The sequence below is a fragment of the Streptomyces sp. NPDC055632 genome, assembly GCF_053618675.1.
In genome coordinates this window covers 54,521-74,665 of record NZ_JBSHHY010000010.1, presented here as the reverse complement: position 1 = coordinate 74,665, position 20,145 = coordinate 54,521, and the positions used below count along the sequence as shown (strand labels likewise).

16 protein-coding genes are annotated in these 20,145 nt (G+C 73.2%); 9 read left to right on the top strand and 7 right to left on the bottom strand.

Annotated elements, in window-relative coordinates; genetic code table 11:
• Positions 1-3 precede the first annotated feature (3 nt).
• Positions 4-1,653, bottom strand: coding sequence for a purine-cytosine permease family protein (locus tag ACWGSR_RS15820; protein ID WP_453566886.1), 1,650 nt, complete (start codon positions 1,651-1,653; stop codon positions 4-6).
• A gap of 333 nt (positions 1,654-1,986) precedes the next feature.
• On the opposite strand from ACWGSR_RS15820, the gene ACWGSR_RS15815 reads away from it, so the two are divergent.
• Genes ACWGSR_RS15815 through ACWGSR_RS15795 form a run of 5 tightly spaced genes read left to right on the top strand, consistent with a single transcriptional unit; the run spans position 1,987 to position 7,480 of the window.
• On the top strand, positions 1,987-3,246 hold the full coding sequence (locus tag ACWGSR_RS15815) for an NAD(P)/FAD-dependent oxidoreductase (RefSeq protein ID WP_453566884.1): 1,260 nt from the start codon (positions 1,987-1,989) through the stop codon (positions 3,244-3,246).
• Entirely contained in the window at positions 3,243-4,010 is a 768-nt protein-coding gene (locus tag ACWGSR_RS15810; RefSeq protein ID WP_453566882.1) for a DUF1365 domain-containing protein, read from the top strand. Before ACWGSR_RS15815 ends, ACWGSR_RS15810 begins: the two co-directional genes overlap by 4 nt.
• A 34-nt stretch (positions 4,011-4,044) precedes the next feature.
• Positions 4,045-5,379 carry a class I SAM-dependent methyltransferase gene (locus ACWGSR_RS15805; RefSeq protein WP_453566880.1) on the top strand — a complete coding sequence of 445 codons (1,335 nt, stop codon included), beginning with the start codon at positions 4,045-4,047 and terminating at the stop codon, positions 5,377-5,379.
• Positions 5,376-6,662, top strand: a complete 1,287-nt coding sequence (locus tag ACWGSR_RS15800) for a class I SAM-dependent methyltransferase (protein ID WP_453566878.1) — start codon at positions 5,376-5,378, stop codon at positions 6,660-6,662. The genes ACWGSR_RS15805 and ACWGSR_RS15800 overlap by 4 nt, the downstream gene beginning before the upstream one ends.
• Positions 6,659-7,480, top strand: a complete 822-nt coding sequence (locus tag ACWGSR_RS15795; RefSeq protein ID WP_453566876.1) for a DUF1295 domain-containing protein — start codon at positions 6,659-6,661, stop codon at positions 7,478-7,480. Before ACWGSR_RS15800 ends, ACWGSR_RS15795 begins: the two co-directional genes overlap by 4 nt.
• A 25-nt stretch (positions 7,481-7,505) precedes the next feature.
• Here the strand turns inward: ACWGSR_RS15795 and sbnA are convergent, their stop codons facing one another.
• From sbnA to ACWGSR_RS15770, 5 genes are read right to left on the bottom strand one after another with little or no spacing between them, the layout of a single operon-like run.
• The gene (sbnA, locus tag ACWGSR_RS15790) at positions 7,506-8,504 is read right to left on the bottom strand and encodes a 2,3-diaminopropionate biosynthesis protein SbnA (protein WP_376238148.1); all 999 of its coding nucleotides are present in this window, start codon (positions 8,502-8,504) and stop codon (positions 7,506-7,508) included.
• 60 nt (positions 8,505-8,564) lie between these two features.
• Positions 8,565-9,611 (bottom strand): 2,3-diaminopropionate biosynthesis protein SbnB, encoded by a 1,047-nt coding sequence (gene sbnB, locus ACWGSR_RS15785; protein WP_376238151.1) that lies wholly within the window; start codon positions 9,609-9,611, stop codon positions 8,565-8,567.
• A complete protein-coding gene (locus ACWGSR_RS15780; protein WP_453566874.1) occupies positions 9,608-10,600 on the bottom strand; it encodes a TauD/TfdA family dioxygenase in 993 nt (330 codons plus the stop codon). The genes sbnB and ACWGSR_RS15780 overlap by 4 nt, the downstream gene beginning before the upstream one ends.
• Positions 10,601-10,626: 26 nt before the next feature.
• Positions 10,627-13,131 (bottom strand): non-ribosomal peptide synthetase, encoded by a 2,505-nt coding sequence (locus ACWGSR_RS15775; protein ID WP_453566872.1) that lies wholly within the window; start codon positions 13,129-13,131, stop codon positions 10,627-10,629.
• Positions 13,131-15,647, bottom strand: coding sequence for a Pls/PosA family non-ribosomal peptide synthetase (locus ACWGSR_RS15770; RefSeq protein WP_453566870.1), 2,517 nt, complete (start codon positions 15,645-15,647; stop codon positions 13,131-13,133). Before ACWGSR_RS15770 ends, ACWGSR_RS15775 begins: the two co-directional genes overlap by 1 nt.
• A 179-nt stretch (positions 15,648-15,826) precedes the next feature.
• Between ACWGSR_RS15770 and ACWGSR_RS15765 the strand changes: the two genes are divergently transcribed.
• Positions 15,827-17,308 (top strand): glutamate synthase subunit beta, encoded by a 1,482-nt coding sequence (locus ACWGSR_RS15765; RefSeq protein ID WP_453566868.1) that lies wholly within the window; start codon positions 15,827-15,829, stop codon positions 17,306-17,308.
• Here ACWGSR_RS15765 and ACWGSR_RS15760 read toward each other — a convergent pair.
• Positions 17,280-17,729 (bottom strand): hypothetical protein, encoded by a 450-nt coding sequence (locus tag ACWGSR_RS15760; protein WP_453566866.1) that lies wholly within the window; start codon positions 17,727-17,729, stop codon positions 17,280-17,282. The two genes, ACWGSR_RS15765 and ACWGSR_RS15760, sit on opposite strands and share 29 nt — an antisense overlap.
• Positions 17,730-18,020: 291 nt before the next feature.
• Here ACWGSR_RS15760 and ACWGSR_RS15755 point away from each other — a divergent pair, with 291 nt between their 5' ends.
• From ACWGSR_RS15755 to ACWGSR_RS15745, 3 genes are all read left to right on the top strand, one after another.
• Entirely contained in the window at positions 18,021-18,455 is a 435-nt protein-coding gene (locus tag ACWGSR_RS15755; RefSeq protein ID WP_376238818.1) for an ATP-binding protein, read from the top strand.
• Between the two features lie 155 nt (positions 18,456-18,610).
• On the top strand, positions 18,611-19,177 hold the full coding sequence (gene sigK, locus ACWGSR_RS15750) for an ECF RNA polymerase sigma factor SigK (RefSeq protein ID WP_376238816.1): 567 nt from the start codon (positions 18,611-18,613) through the stop codon (positions 19,175-19,177).
• The gene (locus ACWGSR_RS15745; protein WP_453566864.1) at positions 19,174-19,953 is read left to right on the top strand and encodes an anti-sigma factor; all 780 of its coding nucleotides are present in this window, start codon (positions 19,174-19,176) and stop codon (positions 19,951-19,953) included. The genes sigK and ACWGSR_RS15745 overlap by 4 nt, the downstream gene beginning before the upstream one ends.
• Positions 19,954-20,145: the final 192 nt, after the last annotated feature.

Here is a 20,145-nt window from a genome sequence, read left to right as displayed (position 1 = left end):
GGCTCAGGCGGGCGACGGCTGTGCGGGCAGGACGTGGTCGCCGGCCTTGTCGGTGCTCAGGCAGAGGGAGCAGACGACGGCGTCGTGGGTGGCGCAGGCCGCGAGGTCGGGGCGCTCGTAGGACTGGTGGCAGACGTGGCAGTCGTACGTCGTCCCGCTGGGGTTGCCCCCGGCGTCGAGCAGGGGCTCGTCGATGCCGTCGGCGGTGCGGCGCAGGTAGTACTTGCCCCGGGTGACGATCGCCATCAGCGGGGTGAGGACGAAGGCGATGACGGCCGCGGCGACGGGGGAGTACGGCTGGAGGGTGTCGCCGAGGGCGTGGAAGTACAGGGCGATGGACAGGCCCGAGGCGGCGACGAAGGCGACGACGCCGACCGGGTTGACCGTGTGGAGCATGCCGCGGCGGAACTCGGGCTGGAGCGGGGAGAGTTTCAGCAGGTACTTGTTGACGCCGATGTCCGTGGCCACGGTGACGATCCAGGCGATGGCGCAGTTGGAGTAGAAGCCGAGGATGTCGTTGAGGAAGCTGAACATGTCGGCTTCCATCAGGACGAGCGCGAAGCCGAGGTTGACCAGGACGAAGACCATGCGGCCGGGATAGTGCTTGGTGACGCGGGTGAAGGAGTTCGTCCAGGCGAGGGAGCCCGAGTAGGCGTTGGTGACGTTGATCTTGATCTGGCTGATGACCACGAGGACCACCGCCAGCGGGACGACCATCCAGGACGGCATCATCGCGTCGAAGGCGCTGCGGAACTGCTGGATCGGCTCGGGCGCGGCCTCCGCGCCGACCTCGGCGATGATGTACACGGCGAGGAAGACGCCGATGGCCTGCTTCAGGGCGCCGAGCACGACCCAGCCGGGGCCGGCCATGACGACGGCGGTCCACCAGGTGCGCTTGTTGGCCTCGGTCTTGGGAGGCATGAAGCGCAGGTAGTCGATCTGCTCGCCGATCTGCGCGATGAGCGAGAGGCACACGCCGGCACCGAGGAGCACGGACGCGGTGTTGACGCCGCCCTCGCCGTCGGTGCCCGCGTAGGAGAGGAAGCGGTCGACGCTGCCCGGGTCGTTGGCGACCAGGTAGACCAGCGGGGCGACCATCAGGACCAGCCAGAACGGGGTCGTCCACACCTGGAGCTTGCTGAGCGCCTTCATGCCGTAGATCACCAGGGGGATCACCATCAGCGTGGAGACCAGATAGCCCAGCCACAGCGGCAGTCCGAGGCCCAGCTTCAGCCCCTGGGCCATGATCGAGCCTTCGAGGGCGAAGAAGATGAAGGTGAAGCTGGCGAAGATGACGCTGGTGAGGACGGAGCCGTAGTAGCCGAAGCCGGAGCCGCGGGTGATCAGGTCCAGGTCGATGTTGTAGCGGGCGCCGTAGTAGGCGAGGGGGAAGCCGGTGACGAAGATGACGACCGCGGCGACGGCGATCGCCACGAGCGCGTTGCCGGTGCCGTGTGCGAGGCCGATGCCGGCGCCGATGGAGAAGTCGGCCATGTAGGCGATGCCGCCGAGCGCGGTGGTGGCCACGACCATGGGGGACCAGCGGCGGTAGGTGCGGGGCGCGAAGCGGAGGGTGTAGTCCTCCAGGGTCTCCTTCGTCGCCTGGGACGTCGGCGACGCCGTGGTCCGCACCGGTGATTCGGTGGTGGTCATGATCATTCCTTCGGGGGTGCGGGTGGGCGTGAGGGGGAGTCCCCGTCCCCGCGGGCGGTTCCGCGCGGCGAGGGAGCGGACGCCGCGGCCGGACCCCGGAACGCGTCCGGCCGTGTATACGACTTCGCATCCATGAGCGGACACGCTAGGAACGGCTCGTTTCCCGCAGGGCCCGCTCGCGGTGAACGGCCTGTTTCCGGGGCCTCACCCGGCGTCACACCCCGGTCCGTCACAGCGCTTTCGGAGATCACTGCCCAATCCATCCGCCCGGCGGCTGCGAAGTACGGGTGAATCACGTCGCGGCCGCGGCGTGTCGGAGGGCGGGAGACGCGTGTGGAACAACGCAAGGTGGCAGTGGTCGGCGCCGGGGTGGCGGGGCTGACCGCCGCCTACGTCCTGTCCTCCGCGCGCGAAGTCACCCTGTACGAGGCGGACGGACGTCTCGGCGGCCACGCCCACACCCGGGAACTGGCCGGGCCCGGAGGCCGGCCCGTGTCCGTGGACTCCGGCTTCATCGTCCACAACGAGCGCACCTACCCGACCCTGTTGCGGCTCTTCGACGAACTGGGCGTCGCCACGCAGGACACCGAGATGAGCATGTCGGTACGGTGCGACGGCTGCGCGCTGGAGTACGCGGGCGCCCGCGGGCCCGCCGGGCTCTTCGCCTCGCGCGCCGCCCTGCGCGGCCGCCATCTGCGGCTGCTGACCGAGGTCCCCGCCTTCCACCGGGCGGCCCGGCGCCTGCTGGCCCGAGGGGGAGATCCGGGCGTCACGTTCGGGGACTTCCTGCGCGACAACGGCTTCTCCCCCTACTTCGTCAGCCACTTCGCGCTCCCGCTGGTGTCGGCGGTGTGGTCCTGCCCGGCCCGCACCGCCCTCGTGTACCCGGCCGCCCACCTCTTCGCGTTCCTCGACCACCACGGCCTGCTGTCCGTCACCGGGTCCCCGCGGTGGAGGACCGTCACCGGCGGCTCGGCCGCCTACGTCGCCACCGCCGCCAAGCACGTTCAGCGCGTCCTCGCGGCCAGCCCCGTCGAGACCGTCCGGCGGACCGGCCGCGGCGCGCTCGTCACCACCCGGGACGGCGTCACCGAGACGTACGACGCCGTCGTCGTCGCGACCCACCCCGACCAGGCGCTGCGGATGCTCGCCGACGCGACCCCCGACGAACGGCGGGTGCTCGGCGCCTTCACGTACTCCCGCAACCCCACCGTGCTGCACACCGACACCTCCGTCCTGCCCCGCTCGCCGCGCGCCCGGGCGTCCTGGAACTACCACCTGACCGGCTGCGACCCCTCCACCGACCCGGTGCGGGTCAGCTACGACATGCGGCGCCTGCAACGCCTGCCGGCCGGGGCCGAGTACGTCGTCACCCTCGGCGGCGACGACCTCGTCGCCCCGGACCGGGTGGTGGAGCGCATGGTGTACGAACACCCCGTTTACACACCCGCCTCGGTCGCGGCGCAGAGGGAACTCCCCGGGCTGAACACGGGGGTGACGGCGTACGCGGGCGCGTGGCACGGCTGGGGGTTCCACGAGGACGGCTGCCGCTCCGGCGTGCTCGCCGCGCTGTCCCTGGGAGTGAGGTGGTGACCGGAGCCGGTCCGGCGACGCCCGCGCTGTACGAGTGCGTGGTCGCCCACGCGCGCACCGCGCCGCTGCGCCACTCCTTCCGGCACCGCACGTACCTGTGGTGCGTGGACCTCGACGCGCTGCCCGTGCTGCCCGCCCCGCTCCGGCCGCTGGCCCGCTTCGACGCCCGCGACCACTTCACGGGCCGCGCCGGGTCGATCCGGGCGGGCCTCGACGCGTACCTGGCCGGGCACGGTGTCGACCTGGGCGGGGGACGCGTCGTGATGCTCGCGCACGCGCGGGTGTTCGGCTTCGTCTTCAACCCGCTGAGCGTGTACTGGTGCCACGACGCCTCCGGCGCCCTGGTGTGCGTGGTGGCCGAGGTCCACAACACGTACGGGCAGCGGCACTGCTACCTGCTCCGCCCCGACGACGAGGGGACCGCCGAGGCGGACAAGACCTTCTACGTCTCCCCGTTCTTCGGCGTCGAGGGCAGCTACCGGATGCGCCTGCCGCTGCCCGGCGAGCGACTGCGCCTGGCGGTGCGGCTGCGGACCGAGGACGGCCGTCCGTTCACCGCGACCGTACGGGGCCGCCGGCGCCCCGCGACCGTCGCCGCCCTCCTCGGGTGCGCGGTGCGCAGGCCGTGGTCGACCGCCGCCGTGTGGGCCGGGATCCGCCGCCACGGCATCCGCCTGTGGCTGCGCGGCCTGCCCGTACAGCCCCGCCCCGAGGACGGCCCGCCCTCCCGGCCGTGCGGCCGACCGGCCGCCCGCACGCGCTGACCCCACCGCACCCCACGCAGAAGGACACCCCGCTGTGAACCCCTCCTCCCCGGTCTTCCCCGATCGCGCCCGCGCTCCGCGGCGGGCCGCGTCCGTGCCGGTCCAGCCCGGTCCGGTCGCGGCCGTTCGCCCCGCCGACACCGTGGGCGTCGTGGACGCCGGCCGATGGCCGGACGTGGCCCGGCCGCCGAAGGCGACGCCCGGCCGGACGGCCCTCGCCCGCCACCTGGTGCGCAAGGCGCTGAAGGACCTGTCGCTCCTCGCGCCCGAGCGCGTCGCGGACCCCGCCGTACCGTCCCGGCCCGGCCTCGTGCTCCACGATCCGGACGCCTTCTACCGCAGGATCGGCAGCGCCGGCCTGATCGGCTTCGGCGAGTCCTACATGGCCGGGGAGTGGGACAGCGACGACCTGCCCGGGGTCCTGACCCGCCTCGCCGAGCACGTCGACGACCTCGTGCCCGCCCCGCTGCGCCGGCTGCGCTCCCTGTGGGTGCCGTCCCGGCCGGCCGCCGACCGCAACACCCCCGACGGGGCACGGCAGAACGTCCACCGCCACTACGACCTGTCGAACGAGCTGTTCGCCACGTTCCTCGACCCGACCCTCACCTACTCCTCCGCGCTGTTCCCCGCCCTCCCCGCCCGCTTCACGTCCCTGCGGGACGCCCAGCACCGCAAGATCGACCGGCTCCTGGACCTCGCCCGGGTCGGCGCGGACACGAGACTCCTGGAGATCGGCACCGGTTGGGGCGAGCTCGCCCTGCGGGCCGCGGCCCGGGGCGCGCGGGTCACCACCCTCACCCTCTCCCGCGAACAGGCGGACCTCGCACGCGCGCGCGTGCGGGAGGCCGGCCTGGCCGACCGGGTCGACATCCAGCTGCGCGACTACCGGGACGCCGAGGGCCGCCACGACGCCGTCGTCAGCGTCGAGATGATCGAGGCGGTCGGGGCCGAGTACTGGCCCTCCTACTTCCGGACCCTGCGCGGCGCGCTCGCCCCCGGCGGCAGGATCGCCCTCCAGACCATCACCATGGGCCACCGGCAGATGCTGCACACCGCCGCCACCCACACGTGGATCAGCAAGTACGTCTTCCCCGGCGGCCTGATCCCCTCCCGCGAGGCCGTCGACGAACACTCCACCGCCGCCGGACTGCGCACCGTCGCCGACAACGGATACGGCCCGCACTACGCGGAGACCCTGCGCCTGTGGCGGGAGCGGTTCACCGCCCGGCGCGACGACGTCGCCGCCCTCGGCTTCGACGCCGTCTTCCGGCGCATGTGGGAGCTGTACCTCGCCTATTCGGAAGCCGGTTTCCGCTCCGGCTACCTCGACGTCCGCCAGATCCTCCTGACCGAAGGGACCCCCCGATGAGGCCCGCCGCCGACCGTCTCGCCGAACTGCTCGGCCACTTCGTCACCGGCCCCCTGCCGGTACGGCTGCGCGCCTGGGACGGCAGCACGGCCGGCCCCGCCGACGCGCCCCACGTCTCGCTCCGCTCTCCCGCGGCCCTGCGCCGCCTGCTGTGGCAGCCCGGCGAACTGGGCCTGGCGGAGGCGTACGTCACCGGGGACCTCGACGTCGAGGGAGACCTCGCCCGGGCCCTGTCCCGTGCGGGCCGTGCCGTCCGCGACCAGGGGACCGTCCGGCCGGGACCGGCCGCCCTGGCGGCGGCCGGCGCCCTCGCCCTGGGCCTGGGCGCGGCCGGACCGCCGCCGCGCCGGCCCGACGGCCGCGCCCGCCTCGGCGGACGGCTGCACACCACGGGCCGCGACCGGGCCGCGATCAGCCACCACTACGACCTCTCCAACGACTTCTACGCCCTGCTGCTCGACGAGTCGATGGCGTACTCGTGCGGGTACTGGACCCGCCCCGACGACCCCTCCTACGGTCTGGCCGAGGCCCAGCGGGACAAGCTCGAACTGATCTGCCGCAAACTCGGCCTGCGCGCCGGGGACCGGCTGCTCGACGTCGGCTGCGGCTGGGGCTCGCTCGCCGTGCACGCGGCCCGCGAGCACAAGGTCCGCGTCACCGCCGTCACCCTCTCCCGCGCCCAGCGGGACTTCGTCGCCGACCGGTGCGTCCGCGAGGGCGTGGCCGGCCTCGTGGACGTCGAGCACGGGCACTGGCGCCACATCGACGCGGCGGGCTTCGACGCGGTGTCCACCGTCGAGATGGGCGAGCACGTCGGCGACGCCGAGTACCCGGAGTTCGCGGCGAAGCTGCACGGCGCGCTGCGCCCCGGCGGCCGGCTGTTCGTCCAGCAGATGTCCCGGGGCGCGAACGCGCCGGGCGGAGGGCCGTTCATCGAGACCTACATCGCCCCCGACATGCACATGCGCCCCGTCGGCCGGACCGTGGACGTGCTGGAGACCGCCGGTTTCGAGGCCCGCCACGTCGAGTCCGTCCGCGAGCACTACACGCGGACCATCGACGCCTGGCGCGACCGGCTCGAATCCGAGTGGCCCCGGTTCGAGGCCCTCGTCGGCACGACGACCTGCCGTGTCTGGCGCCTCTACCTGGCCGGTGCCTCCCTCGCCTTCTCCGAGCGGCGCATGGGCGTCGACCAGATCCTCGCCGTCCGCCCCACCCGTGAGGGCGGTTCGGGCGTGCCGCCCACTCCCGCCGTCTGGTACGGCCCGGACGGCCGGCCGTGAACCCGCCCGACTGGGGCGCGCTCGTCCCCTGCCTCCTCGCCACGGCCGCCGCGGCGGTGGCGGTCCTGCTCGTCACGTTCGCCGTCGCCGTCCGCCTGGGCCTGCACCGGATCGTGGACATCGCCTGGGGCCTCGCCTTCTGCGCCGTCGCCGTCGTCTCCTTCGCGCTGTCCGACGGGCACGGCGACGACGGACGGCGGCTGCTGGTCACCGCGGCCACCGTCGTCTGGGGCCTGCGGCTCTCGCTGCACATCGCCCACCGCTCCCGGGGCCACGGCGAGGACCCGCGCTACACCGAACTCCTCGACAAGGCTCCGGGCAACCGCACGTGGTACGCGCTGCGCACCGTGTACCTGTTGCAGGCGGGCCTCGTCTGGCTGATCTCGCTGCCCGTCCAGCTCGCCGCCCACAGCCCCTCGCCGCTGGGCCCGCTCGACGCCGTCGCGGTGGCCGTGTGGGCGGCCGGGCTGGTCTTCGAGGCCGTCGGCGACCACCAGCTGGCCCGGTTCAAGGCCGACCCCGCGCACCGCGGCCGCGTCATGGACCGGGGACTGTGGGCGTGGACCCGCCACCCGAACTACTTCGGTGACGCCCTCGTCTGGTGGGGCCTGTACCTCCTGGCCTGCACCACCTGGCAGACGGCCCTCGCCGGGCTCGTCTCCCCGGTCGTCATGACCCTGCTGCTGACCGTCGGCAGCGGCAAGCGCCTGCTGGAGAAGCGCATGGCCGACCGCCCCGGCTACGCCGCGTACGCCGCCCGGACCAGCGGTTTCCTGCCCAGGCCACCGCGCCGTACCCCTTCACGGCACAGGAGGTGACGATTCCGCGGCACGGGGACGACGCTCACCGCCCGGTCCCCGCCCCGCCCGCGTCGACGGTCCTCCTGTCCGGCAGGAGGACGTCGTCGCCGTACAGCGCCTGCGCCCAGTTGGACTGGTAGATCGTGTCGAGGTAGCGCTCGCCGAGGTCCGGGGCGATCGCGACGGCGGTGGTCCCCCGGGTGCCGTGGCGGGCGAGCCAGCCGGTCGCGCCGCTGACGACCGTGCCGGTGGAGCCTCCGAAGAGGAACCCGCGCCGGGCGAGCATGCGGCAGGTGCGCACGGTGTCCGCCTCCTCGACGGCCACCGCCTCGTCCACGTACGCCTCGTCGAGCAGCGGCGGCTTCATGCTCATGCCGAGGCCGGGGATCATCCGGCGTCCCGGTGCGCCGCCGAAGATGGCGGAGCCGACGCTGTCCACGGCGACGATGCGCACGGCCGGGTTCCAGGCGCGGAAGAACCGGGCGCAGCCCATCAGGGTCCCCGTGGTGCCGACGCCGACGAAGAGGGTGTCGAGCTGCGGGAACGCGCGGGCGATGGCGGGCGCCGTCCTGCGGTAGTGGGCCTTCCAGTTGTTCGCGTTGGTGTACTGGCTGAGCCACACGCACCGGTCGTCGGAGGCGCACAGGGCGCGGACGAGGGCGAGCCGTGCACCGAGGAGGCCGTTGCCGCCCGCCTCGTCGGAGACGACGTGCACGTCGCTTCCCATGGCCTCCATCATCAGACGGGTGGTCAGGTTGCAGTGGGAGTCGGTGACGCAGAGGAAGCGGTAGCCCTTGCCGGCCGCGATCATGCTCAGCGCGACGCCGAGGTTGCCCGAGGAGGACTCGACGAGGATCGAGTCCTCGGTGAGGATCCCGCTCCGCTCGGCGGCCTCCACCATCTCGGTCGCCGCCTTCAGCTTGATGGAGCCGGCGAAGTTGAAGCCCTCGCACTTGAGGAACAGGGGGTGCCCGGTCGTCGGCCCGAGGTCGACGTACAGGTCCTCCTCGTTGAAGGCCTGCGGGACGGATATGACGGTCACGGTGCTCTCCTTCTCGTGGTCGGACGGTCCGGCCGAACGGTCCGGCAGGACGGGACCGCCTCATCCGTAGCGGTTCAGCTCGTCGAAGAAGCTGTCGACGAGCAGCAGTCGGCCCGATCGGGCCACCTCGTCGTAGACGTACTTGCCGACCGCGAGGTCGAGGACTCCGAGCCCGAAGGGCGAGAAGATCACGGGGCGGTCCGGCGGCGGCGTCACGCGTCCGGCCATGACGTCCTCGAGCGTGCCGTCGAGGAAGGACCGGTTGCCGGTGAGCCGTTCCGTGAGGTGGGGCGAGGTCGACTCCCTGAGGACGTGCTCGACGTCGTCGACGATGTTGGTCGCGGACAGCAGCACCTCGGGTGCGAGGTCGCGCAGCGAGATGTGCAGCACGAGGGGGTTGTGGTCGAACCACGAGGCATCGGTGACGTGCGGTCGGCCGGCGACGGTCGCGAAGACCACCAGGTCGCTGGTGCGGATCAGCGTCTCGGCGTCGTGGTGCACGGTGACGGGCCCGGTGTTCCCCGCCTGCTCCAGGTAGAGCCGGAAGCCGGCCGCGCTGTCCGCCGACAGGTCGTGGACGCCGGTGTGCTCGAACGTCCATCCGGTGCCGGCGAGATAGGTGTGGATGTAGCGGGCGATCAGGCCGGTGCCGACGAACCCGACGCGGGTGGGCCGCGGCCGGCCCCGGCTGAGCCGGTCGGCCGCCGCCGCCGCGGACGCGGCCGTCCTGGCGGCGCTGATGACCGAGCTCTCCATGCAGGCGAAGGGGTAGCCGGTGACGGGGTCGTTGAGGATGAGGACGGCCGAGGCCCTGGGAATGCCCGACCGCACGTTCGCGGGGAAGCTCGCGATCCACTTGAGGCCGTCCACCCGGGTCTCGTCCCCTCCCAGGGAGGCCGCGAGGGCGATGATGCGCGACGCGGGCCGGTCGGTGAACCGGAGGAAGGAGGAGGGCGGGTTGACGGTGTGTCCTTCGGCGTGCAGCCGGTAGGTGTCCTCGACGACCTTCGTCACGGCGCTCTCCCGGCCGTGGAGGACCTCCTTGACCTGCCGTCCGGGAACGACGGCGAACGGCGGCACCACGGGTGCGGCGACGGAAACGGTCATGCCTCGGCCCTCCTCGACGATCCGTCCGGGGACGGTCGGCCGATCGGTTCGGCCATGGCCACCAGGACGTCGCGCGGCCCCGTGTAGGCCTCCCGGCTGTGGGCGGTGCGCAGGTTGTCGACGATCATCAGGTCACCGGCCCGCCACGGCCGGCGGACCGTCGCCCCGTCGTAGGCCGCGTTGATCCGTTCGACCACGTCCCGGGGCACCGGGTCGCCGCCGCCGTAGCGCGTGGTGAAGGGCAGGCCGTTCGGGCCGTACTCCTCGATCAGGAACTCCCGCACTTCGGGGGCCATCGTCCACTCGCTCAGGAAGGCGATCTGGTTGAACCAGCAGCGTCGGCCGCTGTCCGGATGCCGCACCACCGCGGCGCGCCGCTGGCGCGTGCGCAGCGTCCCGTCGGGCTGCCACGCGGTCTCGATGTCGTTGGCCCGGCAGTACGCGTCGACGGCTCCGCGGTCCTCGGTGCCGAACGCCTGGGGCAGGGTGGCGCCGATCTCGCCGTTGTAGGAGCGTTCGAGCAGCCAGCCCTCCTCCTCGAAGCGCTCGACCAGGCCGGCGGGAAGGGCCTCCAGGACGGCGGCGGCGTCGGCGAGGGCGGTGGCTCCGCCGTCGGTCGGCGGTTCCAGGCAGGCGAACAGGAGCAGTCCGGGGCAGTGGCGCGCGTAGCTCAGCTCGTGGTGCATGCACATCGGCTGGTTGGCGGGCCAGACGGCCGACGAGTAGAGGCCCTCGCCGCGCGTCTCGCGGGGGGCGAAGCCCTCCGTCTCCCGCACGGGGCGGTCGGTCACCTTGCGGACGACCGTCTCGACGTCGGCCGCGCCCCGCAGGTCCAGTCCGCCGACGAGGACCGCGCCGTGCTCGGCGACCCGGTCGAGCAGCTCCTTCCGGTAGGAGTCGGGCCAGGCGGCCGGGTTCGGGGGCGCCGCGCTTTCGCGGATCGCCGTGGGTTCCGGTGTCTGCGGCTTGTGGAACAGTGCGGACAACATGTCGTTCCTCTCCATCGGTGCGTGCTTCACGAGGTCGTCGGCGGTGCGGCGGTACGAGCGGTCTCGGGGTCCGCCGGGGTCCGGCGGGCCCGTTCGTCGATCAGGGCGGCCAGGTCGGCCAGGACGGGGTGGGCCGTCAGGTCGCGCGGGGAGACGGCGCGGTCCAGTACGACGGCCAGGCGCACGGCGGACAGGGAGGTGCCGCCGAGGTCGAAGAAGTCGTCCCGGCGGCCGATGCCGTCGTCCGGTACGCCGAGGACGTGCGCCCAGGCCGTGGCGAGCCGCCGCTCGGTCGGCGTGCGGGGCGCGTCGCGCCCGCCGTCGGACCGGCCGAGGTCCCGGGCGAGGGCGCCGAGGGCCGCGCGGTCGGTCTTGCCGTTGGCCGTGAGCGGCAGGGTCCGCCGCCAGTGCGCGGAGGACGGGACCATGTAGGCGGGCAGCAGCTCGCCGAGTCGCCGGAGCAGGACGTCCTCGGCCTGCGGCCGCGGCCCGGTGCAGAACGCCACCAGCTGCCGCGCGTGGGTCTCCCCGCCGGTGACGACGACGGCGCCGTCGCGCACGCCGGGAAGCCGCAGCAGGGCGTTCTCGACCTCGCCGATCTCGACGCGGAACCCGCGGATCTTCACCTGGGCGTCGTGACGGCCGTGGTATTCGAGCTTTCCTCCCGGCAGCCAGCGGCCGAAGTCCCCTCCGCGGTAGAGGCGCTGTCCGGGGTGGTAGGGGTCGGGGAGGTAGGAGTCCCGGGTGCGCTCCGGGTCGTTCACGTAGCCGCGGCCCACGCAGACTCCGGAGAAGACGACGGCTCCGGGGGCTCCGAGCGGAACCGGTGTCAGGTCGTCGTCGACCACGTAGATCCGCACGTTGGCCACGGGCCGGCCCAGGGGTATCCGGTCGCCCTCCGGCACGCCCGTCATCACTTCGTGGTTGGTGTCGTCCGAGGTCTCCGTCAGCCCGTAGGCGTTGACCAGGGGGACCGAGGGCAGCGCGGCGAACCAGCGCCGGACGAGTCCCTTGTGCAGTGCCTCTCCGGTGACCGACACGCGGCGCAGGTCGGCCATTCGGCGCGGCGTGCGCTCCAGGGCGGACAGCAGGACGTCGAGGTACGACGGGACGACCTGGAACACCGTGACGCGCCCGTCGGTGACGGTGTCGAGGAACCTGTCGGCGTCGAGGACGGCCTCCTGGTCGACGAGGAGCGTCCGTCCCCCGGCCAGTGGCCCGGCGAGGAGCTGCCAGAGCGAGATGTCGAAGCACTGGGAGGCGGTCTGCGCCACGACGTCGCCCTCTTCGATGCCGAGGTCGTCGACCTTCGCCAGGAGGTGGTTGAGCATGCCGGCGTGTTCGCACAGGGCGCCCTTCGGCTCGCCGGTGGAGCCGGAGGTGAAGTAGACGTAGGCCAGTCGGTCCGCCGCCACCGGGACGGCGGGGTCGTCGGCGCGGGCGGTGCCGCCGGCGACGGCGGGGACGACCAGGGTGCGCGTGCCGGGCCGGGTTTCGAGGGCCCGGTCGAGGTTCCGGGAGGCGTCGGGCTCCGTGAGCACGAGGGCGCAGTCCGCGCGGGTGAGCATCGAGGCGATGCGCCCGGGCGGGTAAGCGGGGTCGACGGGCAGGTAGGTCCCGCCCGCCTTGAGGACGGCGATCACCGCCGCCATCCAGTGCAGCGTCCGTCCGGTGACCACGGCGACGACGTCCTCGGGCTCCAGCCCCTCGGAGAGCAGGGCCCGGGCCAGGCGGTTGGCCCGCTCGTTCAGTTCGCGGTAGGTCCAGTGCGTGCCGCGGTGCTCGGCCGCGACGGCGTCGGGCCGTTCGCGCGCCCGCTCCTCGAACAGTTCGTGGAAGCGGCGGTCCGGTACCGGCCGGGCGGGGCCGGCGAGTTCCTCGGTCTGGAACCGGATCTCCTCGGCGGACAGCAGGGTGCGGTGCTCGTGGTGTTCCCCGGGGGCGGCGGCGATCCGTTCGAGCGCGCGGAGGTGGTAGCCGCCGATGCGGGCGGCGGCGGCGCCGTCGAGCACGTCGGTGCGGTAGCGCAGCCGCAGGACGCGCGGGTCGTCCTCGGACACGCTCACGCACAGGGCCGTGCCGTCCGGCGCGCGTCCGTCCCCGGACGGGTCGAACACGACCTCGGGTGGAGTGTCGGAAAGCCCGTCGGTTCGCGGGCGCTCCGTGCGGGGCAGGAGCCGGAGGGCGTGGTGGGCGTCGGTCACCAGACGCCGCCAGGTGCCCGGCCGGACGTCCAGCCGGCAGGCCGTCGGGCGGGAGGACCCCGGGAGCAGACAGCCGGTCGTGACCCCGGCGTCGGCGGACAGGACGGCGAGCACCTTCGCGTGGGCGGCCAGGAGGACCGCGGCGACCGGCACCCCGAACTCGTCGGCGCGGGCGCGCAGCGCGGTGCCCAGCCGGTCGGGGAGGACGGCCCCGGCGTACTCCGCCGTGCCCGGCACCGGATGGGGGGCCCACCTCGGCACGGTCGTGAACGCGTGGCCTCCGGTGGCCTCCTCGGGCGGTACGCGCGTGATCGCTGTGTCCGTCATCACCGTTCGCCTCCGTGGGCGTCGTGCTCGGGGGCGGTCGGTCGTGCGGGGTTTCCCGACCACCGGTCGTGTGCGGGGACCGTCTCGCCCTTCATCAGGAAGCAGTCCGCCGCCAGGCGGGCGCCGTCGCCGACCGTGACGCCGTAGTGGACGAGGGCGCCCACCCCCAGCGTGGAGCCGGCGCCGATGCGGCTGGTGTCGGACTTGAAGGTGCCGTCCTCCTGCGAATGGCACTGGACGACGCTGCCCGCGTTGAGGGTGCAGCCGTCCCCGATGGTGACCATGGTCCGCTCGGTCAGGCTGCAGCCGTCGTCGAACACCGACCTGCCGATCCGGACGCCGAGCAGCCGCCACACGAGGCTCTTGAACGGGGTGCCGTTCAGGATCTGCAGGTACGTCTCCGACGGCACCTTCCAGTACCGTTCGCGCCGCCAGAAGCGGATGTCGTAGATCGAGCAGAAGAGCGGTCCGAGCGGGTGCGCCGCCGTGACCAGGCGCTCGATCAGCACGTAGTACAGGACGGTGAACGGCAGCAGCGCGGTGTTGGCGAGGGCGAGGGCCGTGACGCCCCACTGGGCGTACAGGTCGGCCGCTCCCGCGTAGAGGAGGGTGACCGCGAAGAAGTAGAGCCAGGCGGTGAACAGGAACCACGCCATGGTGGCGGCGTTGTGCCGGTTCTTGGCGAGCAGGCGGCGGCGCAGGCCCTCGCCCTGCGCGAGGGCGTCGAAGGTGCCGTCCCGCGCCACCGAGCGGGGGATCTCGAAGCTCGGTGATCCGAGCAGGCCCACGTCGTGCCGGAGCGGGCCGTCGACGGGAACCATGACCTTGGTCGCCAGGAGGCAGTTGTCGCCGGTCCTGCCCCGGGAGGGGTAGGCGATCCTGTTGCCGAGGAAGTTGTGCGCGCCGACGGCGGTGCGGGTCACGCGGAAGGACGTGCTGGAGTAGTCGGCGTTCATGAGCGACAGCCCGTCCGCCACCATGGTCCCCCGGCCCACGGAGCTCAGCAGGGGGCTCTCGTGCTTGACCGCGGTGCCGAAGTTCGAGCCGGTCTGTTCCGCGGTGGACAGGTCGTAGCCGATCCAGCGCAGGTAGTGCACCACCGCGGAGCTGTCGCCGAAGAGGCGGGTCATGAACCTTCTGTTGGTCAGCAGGGCGACCGCCCGGTGCGCCGCGTGGTGGACGCCGTACAGGGGGTACACCCGGCCGGGGATCACGAGCCGGCCGAGCACGCGGGGGACGACGGCCAGGGCGATCAGGGCGATCAGGACGCCGCCGAAGAAGACGACGCCCGTCACGAGCAGCAGGTCGGCGTAGAAGACCCAGTCGGCGAGTGCGGTGGGCTCCGGTTCCAGCACCGTCGTCAGCTGCGGGGCCTTCGAGAGCAGCACGTCCAGGCATCCCACGGCGAGCGGTGCGAACACCAGCAGCGCCATGACGATCTGGGCGGCGGCGTGGCCCGCGCGCCGTACCGCGCCGCAGCGGGCCGGAGCCACCGCCAGGAAGTCCGCGTCCGTCGGCTGGCCCGGTGATCCGTGCCAGTGCTCGCCGTCGGGCACGTGCTGGCCCGGATGGAGCGAGGACGCGTGGCCGAGCTGTGCCCCGTCGCCCATCGACGTGCCGATGTCGAGGACCGTCGCCTCGCTGACGACCACGTCGCGCCCGAGGGTGACCGTGCCCGTCTCGATCGCGGCGTCGTGGGCGCGGTAGCAGCCGAACAGGACGTCCTTGCGGATGACCGTGCCGTCGCCGACCGTCAGCAGGTCGGTGCACACGGGAACGCTGCGGGAGAGGACGGTCACTCCGCGTCCGATCCGCGCGCCGAGCGCCTTGAGGTAGAGGACGTAGAGCGGGGAGCCGACGGTCAGGGCCATCGGATTCGCCCGCATCAGCGTCTTGACCAGCCAGAAGCGGACGTACGCGAGGCTCCAGACCGGGATCCGCCGCGACTTCCAGTGGCCGACGAGGACCCACTTCGCGACGATCGGCAGCGTGCACAGGACCAGCAGGGCCACGGCGCCGAACACGACCGACCGCAGGTAGTCGTCCCAGAGGTCGGCGCCGGCGGAGATCCAGTCGTAGCCGCGGGCGGTGACGAGGGCGAGGAGGAAGGCGTAGCCGACGAAGCACAGCAGTTGCACCGCACCGCACAGCACCTGGCGCCGGCGTTCCGGCGGGGGCGCGGGGCCGGGCGGTGCGGGGCCGGGCGGGCGGGCCTCGGGGGCGGCGACGGCCACGGTGACGGCGGGAGCCGGTTCGTCGCCGCCGAGGACCGTGCTCAGGCTTCTGATCGTCGGATGCCGGTAGACGTCCCTCATCGACACGTCGGGAAGGTCGCCCTGCTTCCTCACCCGTGCGCAGAAGTGCGCCATGACCAGGGAGTCCGTGCCCAGCTCGTCGAAGAAATGGCTGTCGAGGGGCACGTCGTCCAGATGGGCGACGTCCGCGAGCAGCCGGGCCAGCGCCTCCTGCGTGCCGGTGCTCTCGCGCTGCTCGGCGTCGAGCGACTTCTGTGTCATGGGAGAACTCCCCGGATCGGGCTCTGACGGCCGCGTCGGATGGTCTACAGGTGATTCGTCGCCGTCCCCCGGATCGACGAAGATCCCTTCGAACTTCTCGCGCTTCGGACGGTCCCGCGCCACGGACGTACGCTGGGAGGACTCCCGCCGAACCCCCGAGCAGCGTTGCGGAGGGCGGCATGACCGACCCCTTCGGCTTCCTCACCACACCCCGCAGGCCCGTCCCCGCACGGCCCTCCGGGGAACGCCTCGGCGACTGGGACGAGGTGTACGCGGGCCAGGCCCTGCTGCCGCTCGTCTCCGGGCAGGCCCGCCGCTGCATGGACTGCGGCGTCCCCTTCTGCCACGGGGGCTGTCCGCTCGGCAACCTCATACCCGAGTGGAACGTGTACGCGGCCCACGGCGACTGGCGCACCGCCTCGGAACGGCTGCACGCGACCAACAACTTCCCCGAGTTCACCGGTCGGATCTGTCCGGCGCCCTGTGAGGACGCCTGCGTCCTGGCGCTCACCGGAGAGCCGGTGACCATCAAGAACGTCGAGCAGACCATCGCCGACGAGGCCTGGGCGCGGGGCCACGTCCGCGCCTGTCCGCCGGAGCGGCTGACGGGCCGGTCGGTCGCGGTGGTGGGCTCCGGTCCGGCCGGGCTGGCGGCGGCGCAGCAGCTCACCCGGGCCGGCCACGGCGTCACCGTCTTCGAACGGGCCGACCGCGTCGGCGGGCTGCTGCGCTACGGCATCCCCGCCTTCAAGCTGGAGAAGCGATGGCTGGACCGGCGCGTCGCGCAGATGCGGGAGGAGGGCACGCGGTTCCGCACCGGCGTCGACGTCGGCACCGATCTGGACGCGGCCGCGATGAGGAGCGCGCACGACGCGGTGATCGTGGCCGTCGGGGCGACGGAGCCCCGTGAACTCGCCGTACGCGGAAGGGCATTGGAAGGCGTCCACCAGGCCATGGAGTACCTGACGGCGGCGAACCGGGTGGCCGAGGGCGACTGCGCGCGGCCGTCCGTGACGGCCGAGGGCAGACACGTGGTGATCATCGGAGGGGGTGACACGGGGACGGACTGCCTCGGCACCGCCCTGCGCCAGGGCGCCGCGTCCGTCGTGCACGTGGACATCAACCCGATGGCGGGCCCGTCCCGGCGGGAGAGCGAGCCGTGGCCGCTGGTCCACCCGAGGATCCACCGCGTCTCCCACGCCCACGAGGAGGCCCGCGACCGGGACGGTGACGACCCGAGGGTGTTCGGCGCGGCCGCCGTACGGTTCGAGCACGACGCCGCCGGTCGTGTCGAGGCGGTGCGCCTCACGGAGGTGGACCCCTCGGACAGGACTCCGCGTGCGGGAACCGGGCAGACGCTGCCCGCCCAACTGGTTCTGCTCGCCCTGGGGTTCAGCGGCCCCCCGCACGGCACGCCCCTCACGGAGGCCCTCGGGCTCGTCCCCGACGACCGGGGCAACTTCGCCCGCACCGCCGACTTCGCGGCGCGGACGGCGACCCCGGAGGGGATCTTCGTGGCGGGCGACGCCGGGCGCGGACAGTCCCTCGTCGTCTGGGCGCTCGCGGAGGGCCGGTCCGCCGCTGCGGCCGCGGACCGCTACCTGAGGGGCTCCAGCGACCTCCCCGCTCCGATCACGGCCGCGGACGGGCCACTGGTGTAGCCGAGCGGGCCCCGACGCCGGGGCGCCGGCCGTCCGACGCGGTGGGGCGGGGCCGGCAGTCCCAGTGTCCCTTCACCCAGACGTGGTCCCAGTGGCCGGGAACGTAGATCCACTTGTAGGAGTGGTCATCGCTCCAGTAGCCGTTGTGCCACTTTCCCTGCTTGTCGTGATGGCCCTTGTGCCAGGTCTTGTGGGAGAGGTCCTTCTTCTCCCAGTGGGCCTTGACCCACTTCTTCTCCCCGTGCCCCTTCTTCCACTCGCACCGGTCGTGGTGGTCGACCGTCACCACGCCGGTGGCGACGGACGCGGGTGCCGGGGCGGCGGCCGCCGTGCCCGACAGGCCGAGCGCGGCACCGCCGGCCAGCAGGCCGGACGCCGCGGCGCCCGCCACCAGACGGCGGACTCGGGTGGATGCCGTCATCGGATCCACCTCCTTCGAACGAATCGCATCAGTGCGCACGTACGAGAACCGGCGTGCGCGTTCGAGGGGGCCGTCCTGTGACGGCCGTCGCTCCATCGCCGGTCCCGCCGTGCAGGACATGAGGGGTTCGGAGCCGAAGACGCCGTGGACGAACCGGACACCGGAGAACTTCCCGACCGCGACGGGCCGATCGCTCCCGAAACACCGGATGCGACATCCGGCGGCCGCGCGGCTCCGAACCCCCAGTACACATCCGTGTCCACCGGCTCGATCCCCTCCGAGGGGGTAGTCATGATCACCACGATGCCGTCGCCCGGCATGACGCGTCACAGCGTCACCCTGCCCTACGACCCGAGGACTCCGGCGGCCGCCCGTCGCGCCGCCGGACGCTGGCTCGAGGGCTCCCGGGCACGGCCGGCCCGGGCGGAGGAGGCCGTGCTGGTCGTCTCCGAGCTGGTCACGAACGTCGTCCGTCACGTGCGCGGTCCCTGCGTACTGACGCTGACGGTCCGCGGCCCGCTGCTCGACATCGCCGTCGCCGACCGGAGCGAGGAGCTTCCCTGGACGTCGCGGGAGGCGCCCGGTGACGAGCGGGGCGGTTTCGGCTTCCCCCTCATCCGCGGGCTCGGCGGCCGGATCAAGGTGGTCCCCGCCCTCGGAGGCAAGTCCCTGCACGTCGCACTCGATCTGGACTCCGGCGGGATCGGGCCGGACGGACCGCGATGACTCCCCCCTCCCTCCGCCGGGGTCCTCACCCGATTGCCCTTGCCGTACGGCGTCCCCACGGGATCACGGGCAGAGTCGGACGAGGACGACCCCCGTGCACCGAGGCCATGTCGCCAGCACAGCGGCCGGCCTACACAGAGGACGGTGAGCAGCGCGTGCCGCAGGCACACGAGCACGACACGAAGGTGGAGGAGCTGCTGATCCGCTCGGCCGGAGGGGACCAGGAGGCCTTCGCCGGCGTGTACGACGCCCTGGTCGGCTCGGTCCTGGGCCTGACCCGCCGCATCCTGCGGAACCCCGCGCAGGCCGAGGAGGTGACGCAGGACGTCATGATCGAGGTCTGGCGCACCGCCGACCGCTACCGGTCCGAGCGGGGCACGGCCAGGACGTGGGTCCTCACCCTCGCCCACCGCCGGGCCGTCGACCGGGTACGCGCCTCGCAGGCGAGCGCCGACCGGGAGCGGCGCGTCGCGATGCTGTCCTCCGGGCGCCCCTTCGACGAGGTCGCCGAGACGGTCGAGGGCCGGGACGAGTACCAGCGCGTGTACCGCTGCCTGAGAGGACTCACCGGCGTCCACCGGGTCCCGCTCGTGCTCGCCTACTACGAGGGACTCACCTGCCTCGAGGTGGCCCAGTCCCTGTCGACCCCGATGGGCACGGTGAAGTCGAGGATGCGCGCGGGCCTGCGGAAGCTCCGTGCCTGTCTGGAGGGCGAGTCATGAGGCCGGACGGGAATCCGTACGACGCCGGGGCACACGACGCCCCCGGAGCGCACGACGACGTCGGGGCGTACGTCCTCCACGCCCTCTCCCCGGCCGAGGAGGCCGCCTTCGAGAACCACCTCGCGGGCTGCGAAGCCTGTCGCGACGAGCTCGGGGAACTCCGGCGGGCGACGACCCTGCTCGCGTCCGCGGAGAGCGCCGACCCGCCCCCCGAACTGCGGCAGCGGATCCTCGAACGCGTCGGAAGCGTCCGCCAGGAGCACGCCTCCCGTCCGCCGCGGCCCCGCAGGCGCGTGCTGGACATGGCGCTGGCCGCGTCCCTCGCCGCGGCCGTCGCCCTCGGCGGCATCACCGTGTGGCAGCACTCCCGGGCCGAGGACGCCCGCGCCGGGCTCGCCCGGGCCGAGGAGCGGGCACGCGGCTACGGCTCGGCCTTCGCCGGTGTCCTCACCGCCTCCGACGCCACCCTCCACACGGAGAGGCTGGACGACGGGACGTCCGTCGCCGTCGTCGTCTCCCGCAGCCAGGACCGGGCGGCCTTCACCGCCGGTGGCCTGCCGGCCCTGACCGCCGACCAGGTCTACGAACTCTGGTACGCCGCCGAGGCGGGCGACCTGCGTCCCGCCGGCCTGCTCCCCGGCACCGGCGAGGCGGCGACCCGTCTGCTCGAAGGCCCCCTCGGCGACGCCGTCGCCGTCGGCATCACCGTCGAACCCGCGGGGGGTTCCGAGCAGCCCACCACCGAGCCCCTGGGCCTCGTCCCCATCGAGGCGTGAGCCGGGGCGGTCGGCGCCGGTCGCGCGGGAGGGCGACGCCGACGACCCGGCGGGCCGCCGGGAAGCCACCGACGAGGGGGGCCTTTCCGGTGAGGAGGCCGACCTCGGGGAAGCGCTGCCCGCCGCCGGTGATCCAGGGCCGCGAAGCCATGGTCCGTCCCGGTCCGTCCCGTCGAGGCCGTTGCCGGCGTA

What these genes read in the sequence shown, in the direction of transcription:
- ACWGSR_RS15775 (WP_453566872.1), bottom strand. Translation starts at nt 13,131, where the DNA reads ATGACGGACACAGCGATCACGCGCGTACCGCCCGAGGAGGCCACCGGA.
- ACWGSR_RS15770 (WP_453566870.1), bottom strand. Translation starts at nt 15,647, where the DNA reads ATGACACAGAAGTCGCTCGACGCCGAGCAGCGCGAGAGCACCGGCACG.
- ACWGSR_RS15765 (WP_453566868.1), top strand. Translation starts at nt 15,827, where the DNA reads ATGACCGACCCCTTCGGCTTCCTCACCACACCCCGCAGGCCCGTCCCC.
- sbnB (WP_376238151.1), bottom strand. Translation starts at nt 9,611, where the DNA reads ATGACCGTTTCCGTCGCCGCACCCGTGGTGCCGCCGTTCGCCGTCGTT.
- ACWGSR_RS15820 (WP_453566886.1), bottom strand. Translation starts at nt 1,653, where the DNA reads ATGACCACCACCGAATCACCGGTGCGGACCACGGCGTCGCCGACGTCC.
- ACWGSR_RS15755 (WP_376238818.1), top strand. Translation starts at nt 18,021, where the DNA reads ATGATCACCACGATGCCGTCGCCCGGCATGACGCGTCACAGCGTCACC.
- ACWGSR_RS15745 (WP_453566864.1), top strand. Translation starts at nt 19,174, where the DNA reads ATGAGGCCGGACGGGAATCCGTACGACGCCGGGGCACACGACGCCCCC.
- ACWGSR_RS15800 (WP_453566878.1), top strand. Translation starts at nt 5,376, where the DNA reads ATGAGGCCCGCCGCCGACCGTCTCGCCGAACTGCTCGGCCACTTCGTC.
- ACWGSR_RS15780 (WP_453566874.1), bottom strand. Translation starts at nt 10,600, where the DNA reads ATGTTGTCCGCACTGTTCCACAAGCCGCAGACACCGGAACCCACGGCG.
- ACWGSR_RS15760 (WP_453566866.1), bottom strand. Translation starts at nt 17,729, where the DNA reads ATGACGGCATCCACCCGAGTCCGCCGTCTGGTGGCGGGCGCCGCGGCG.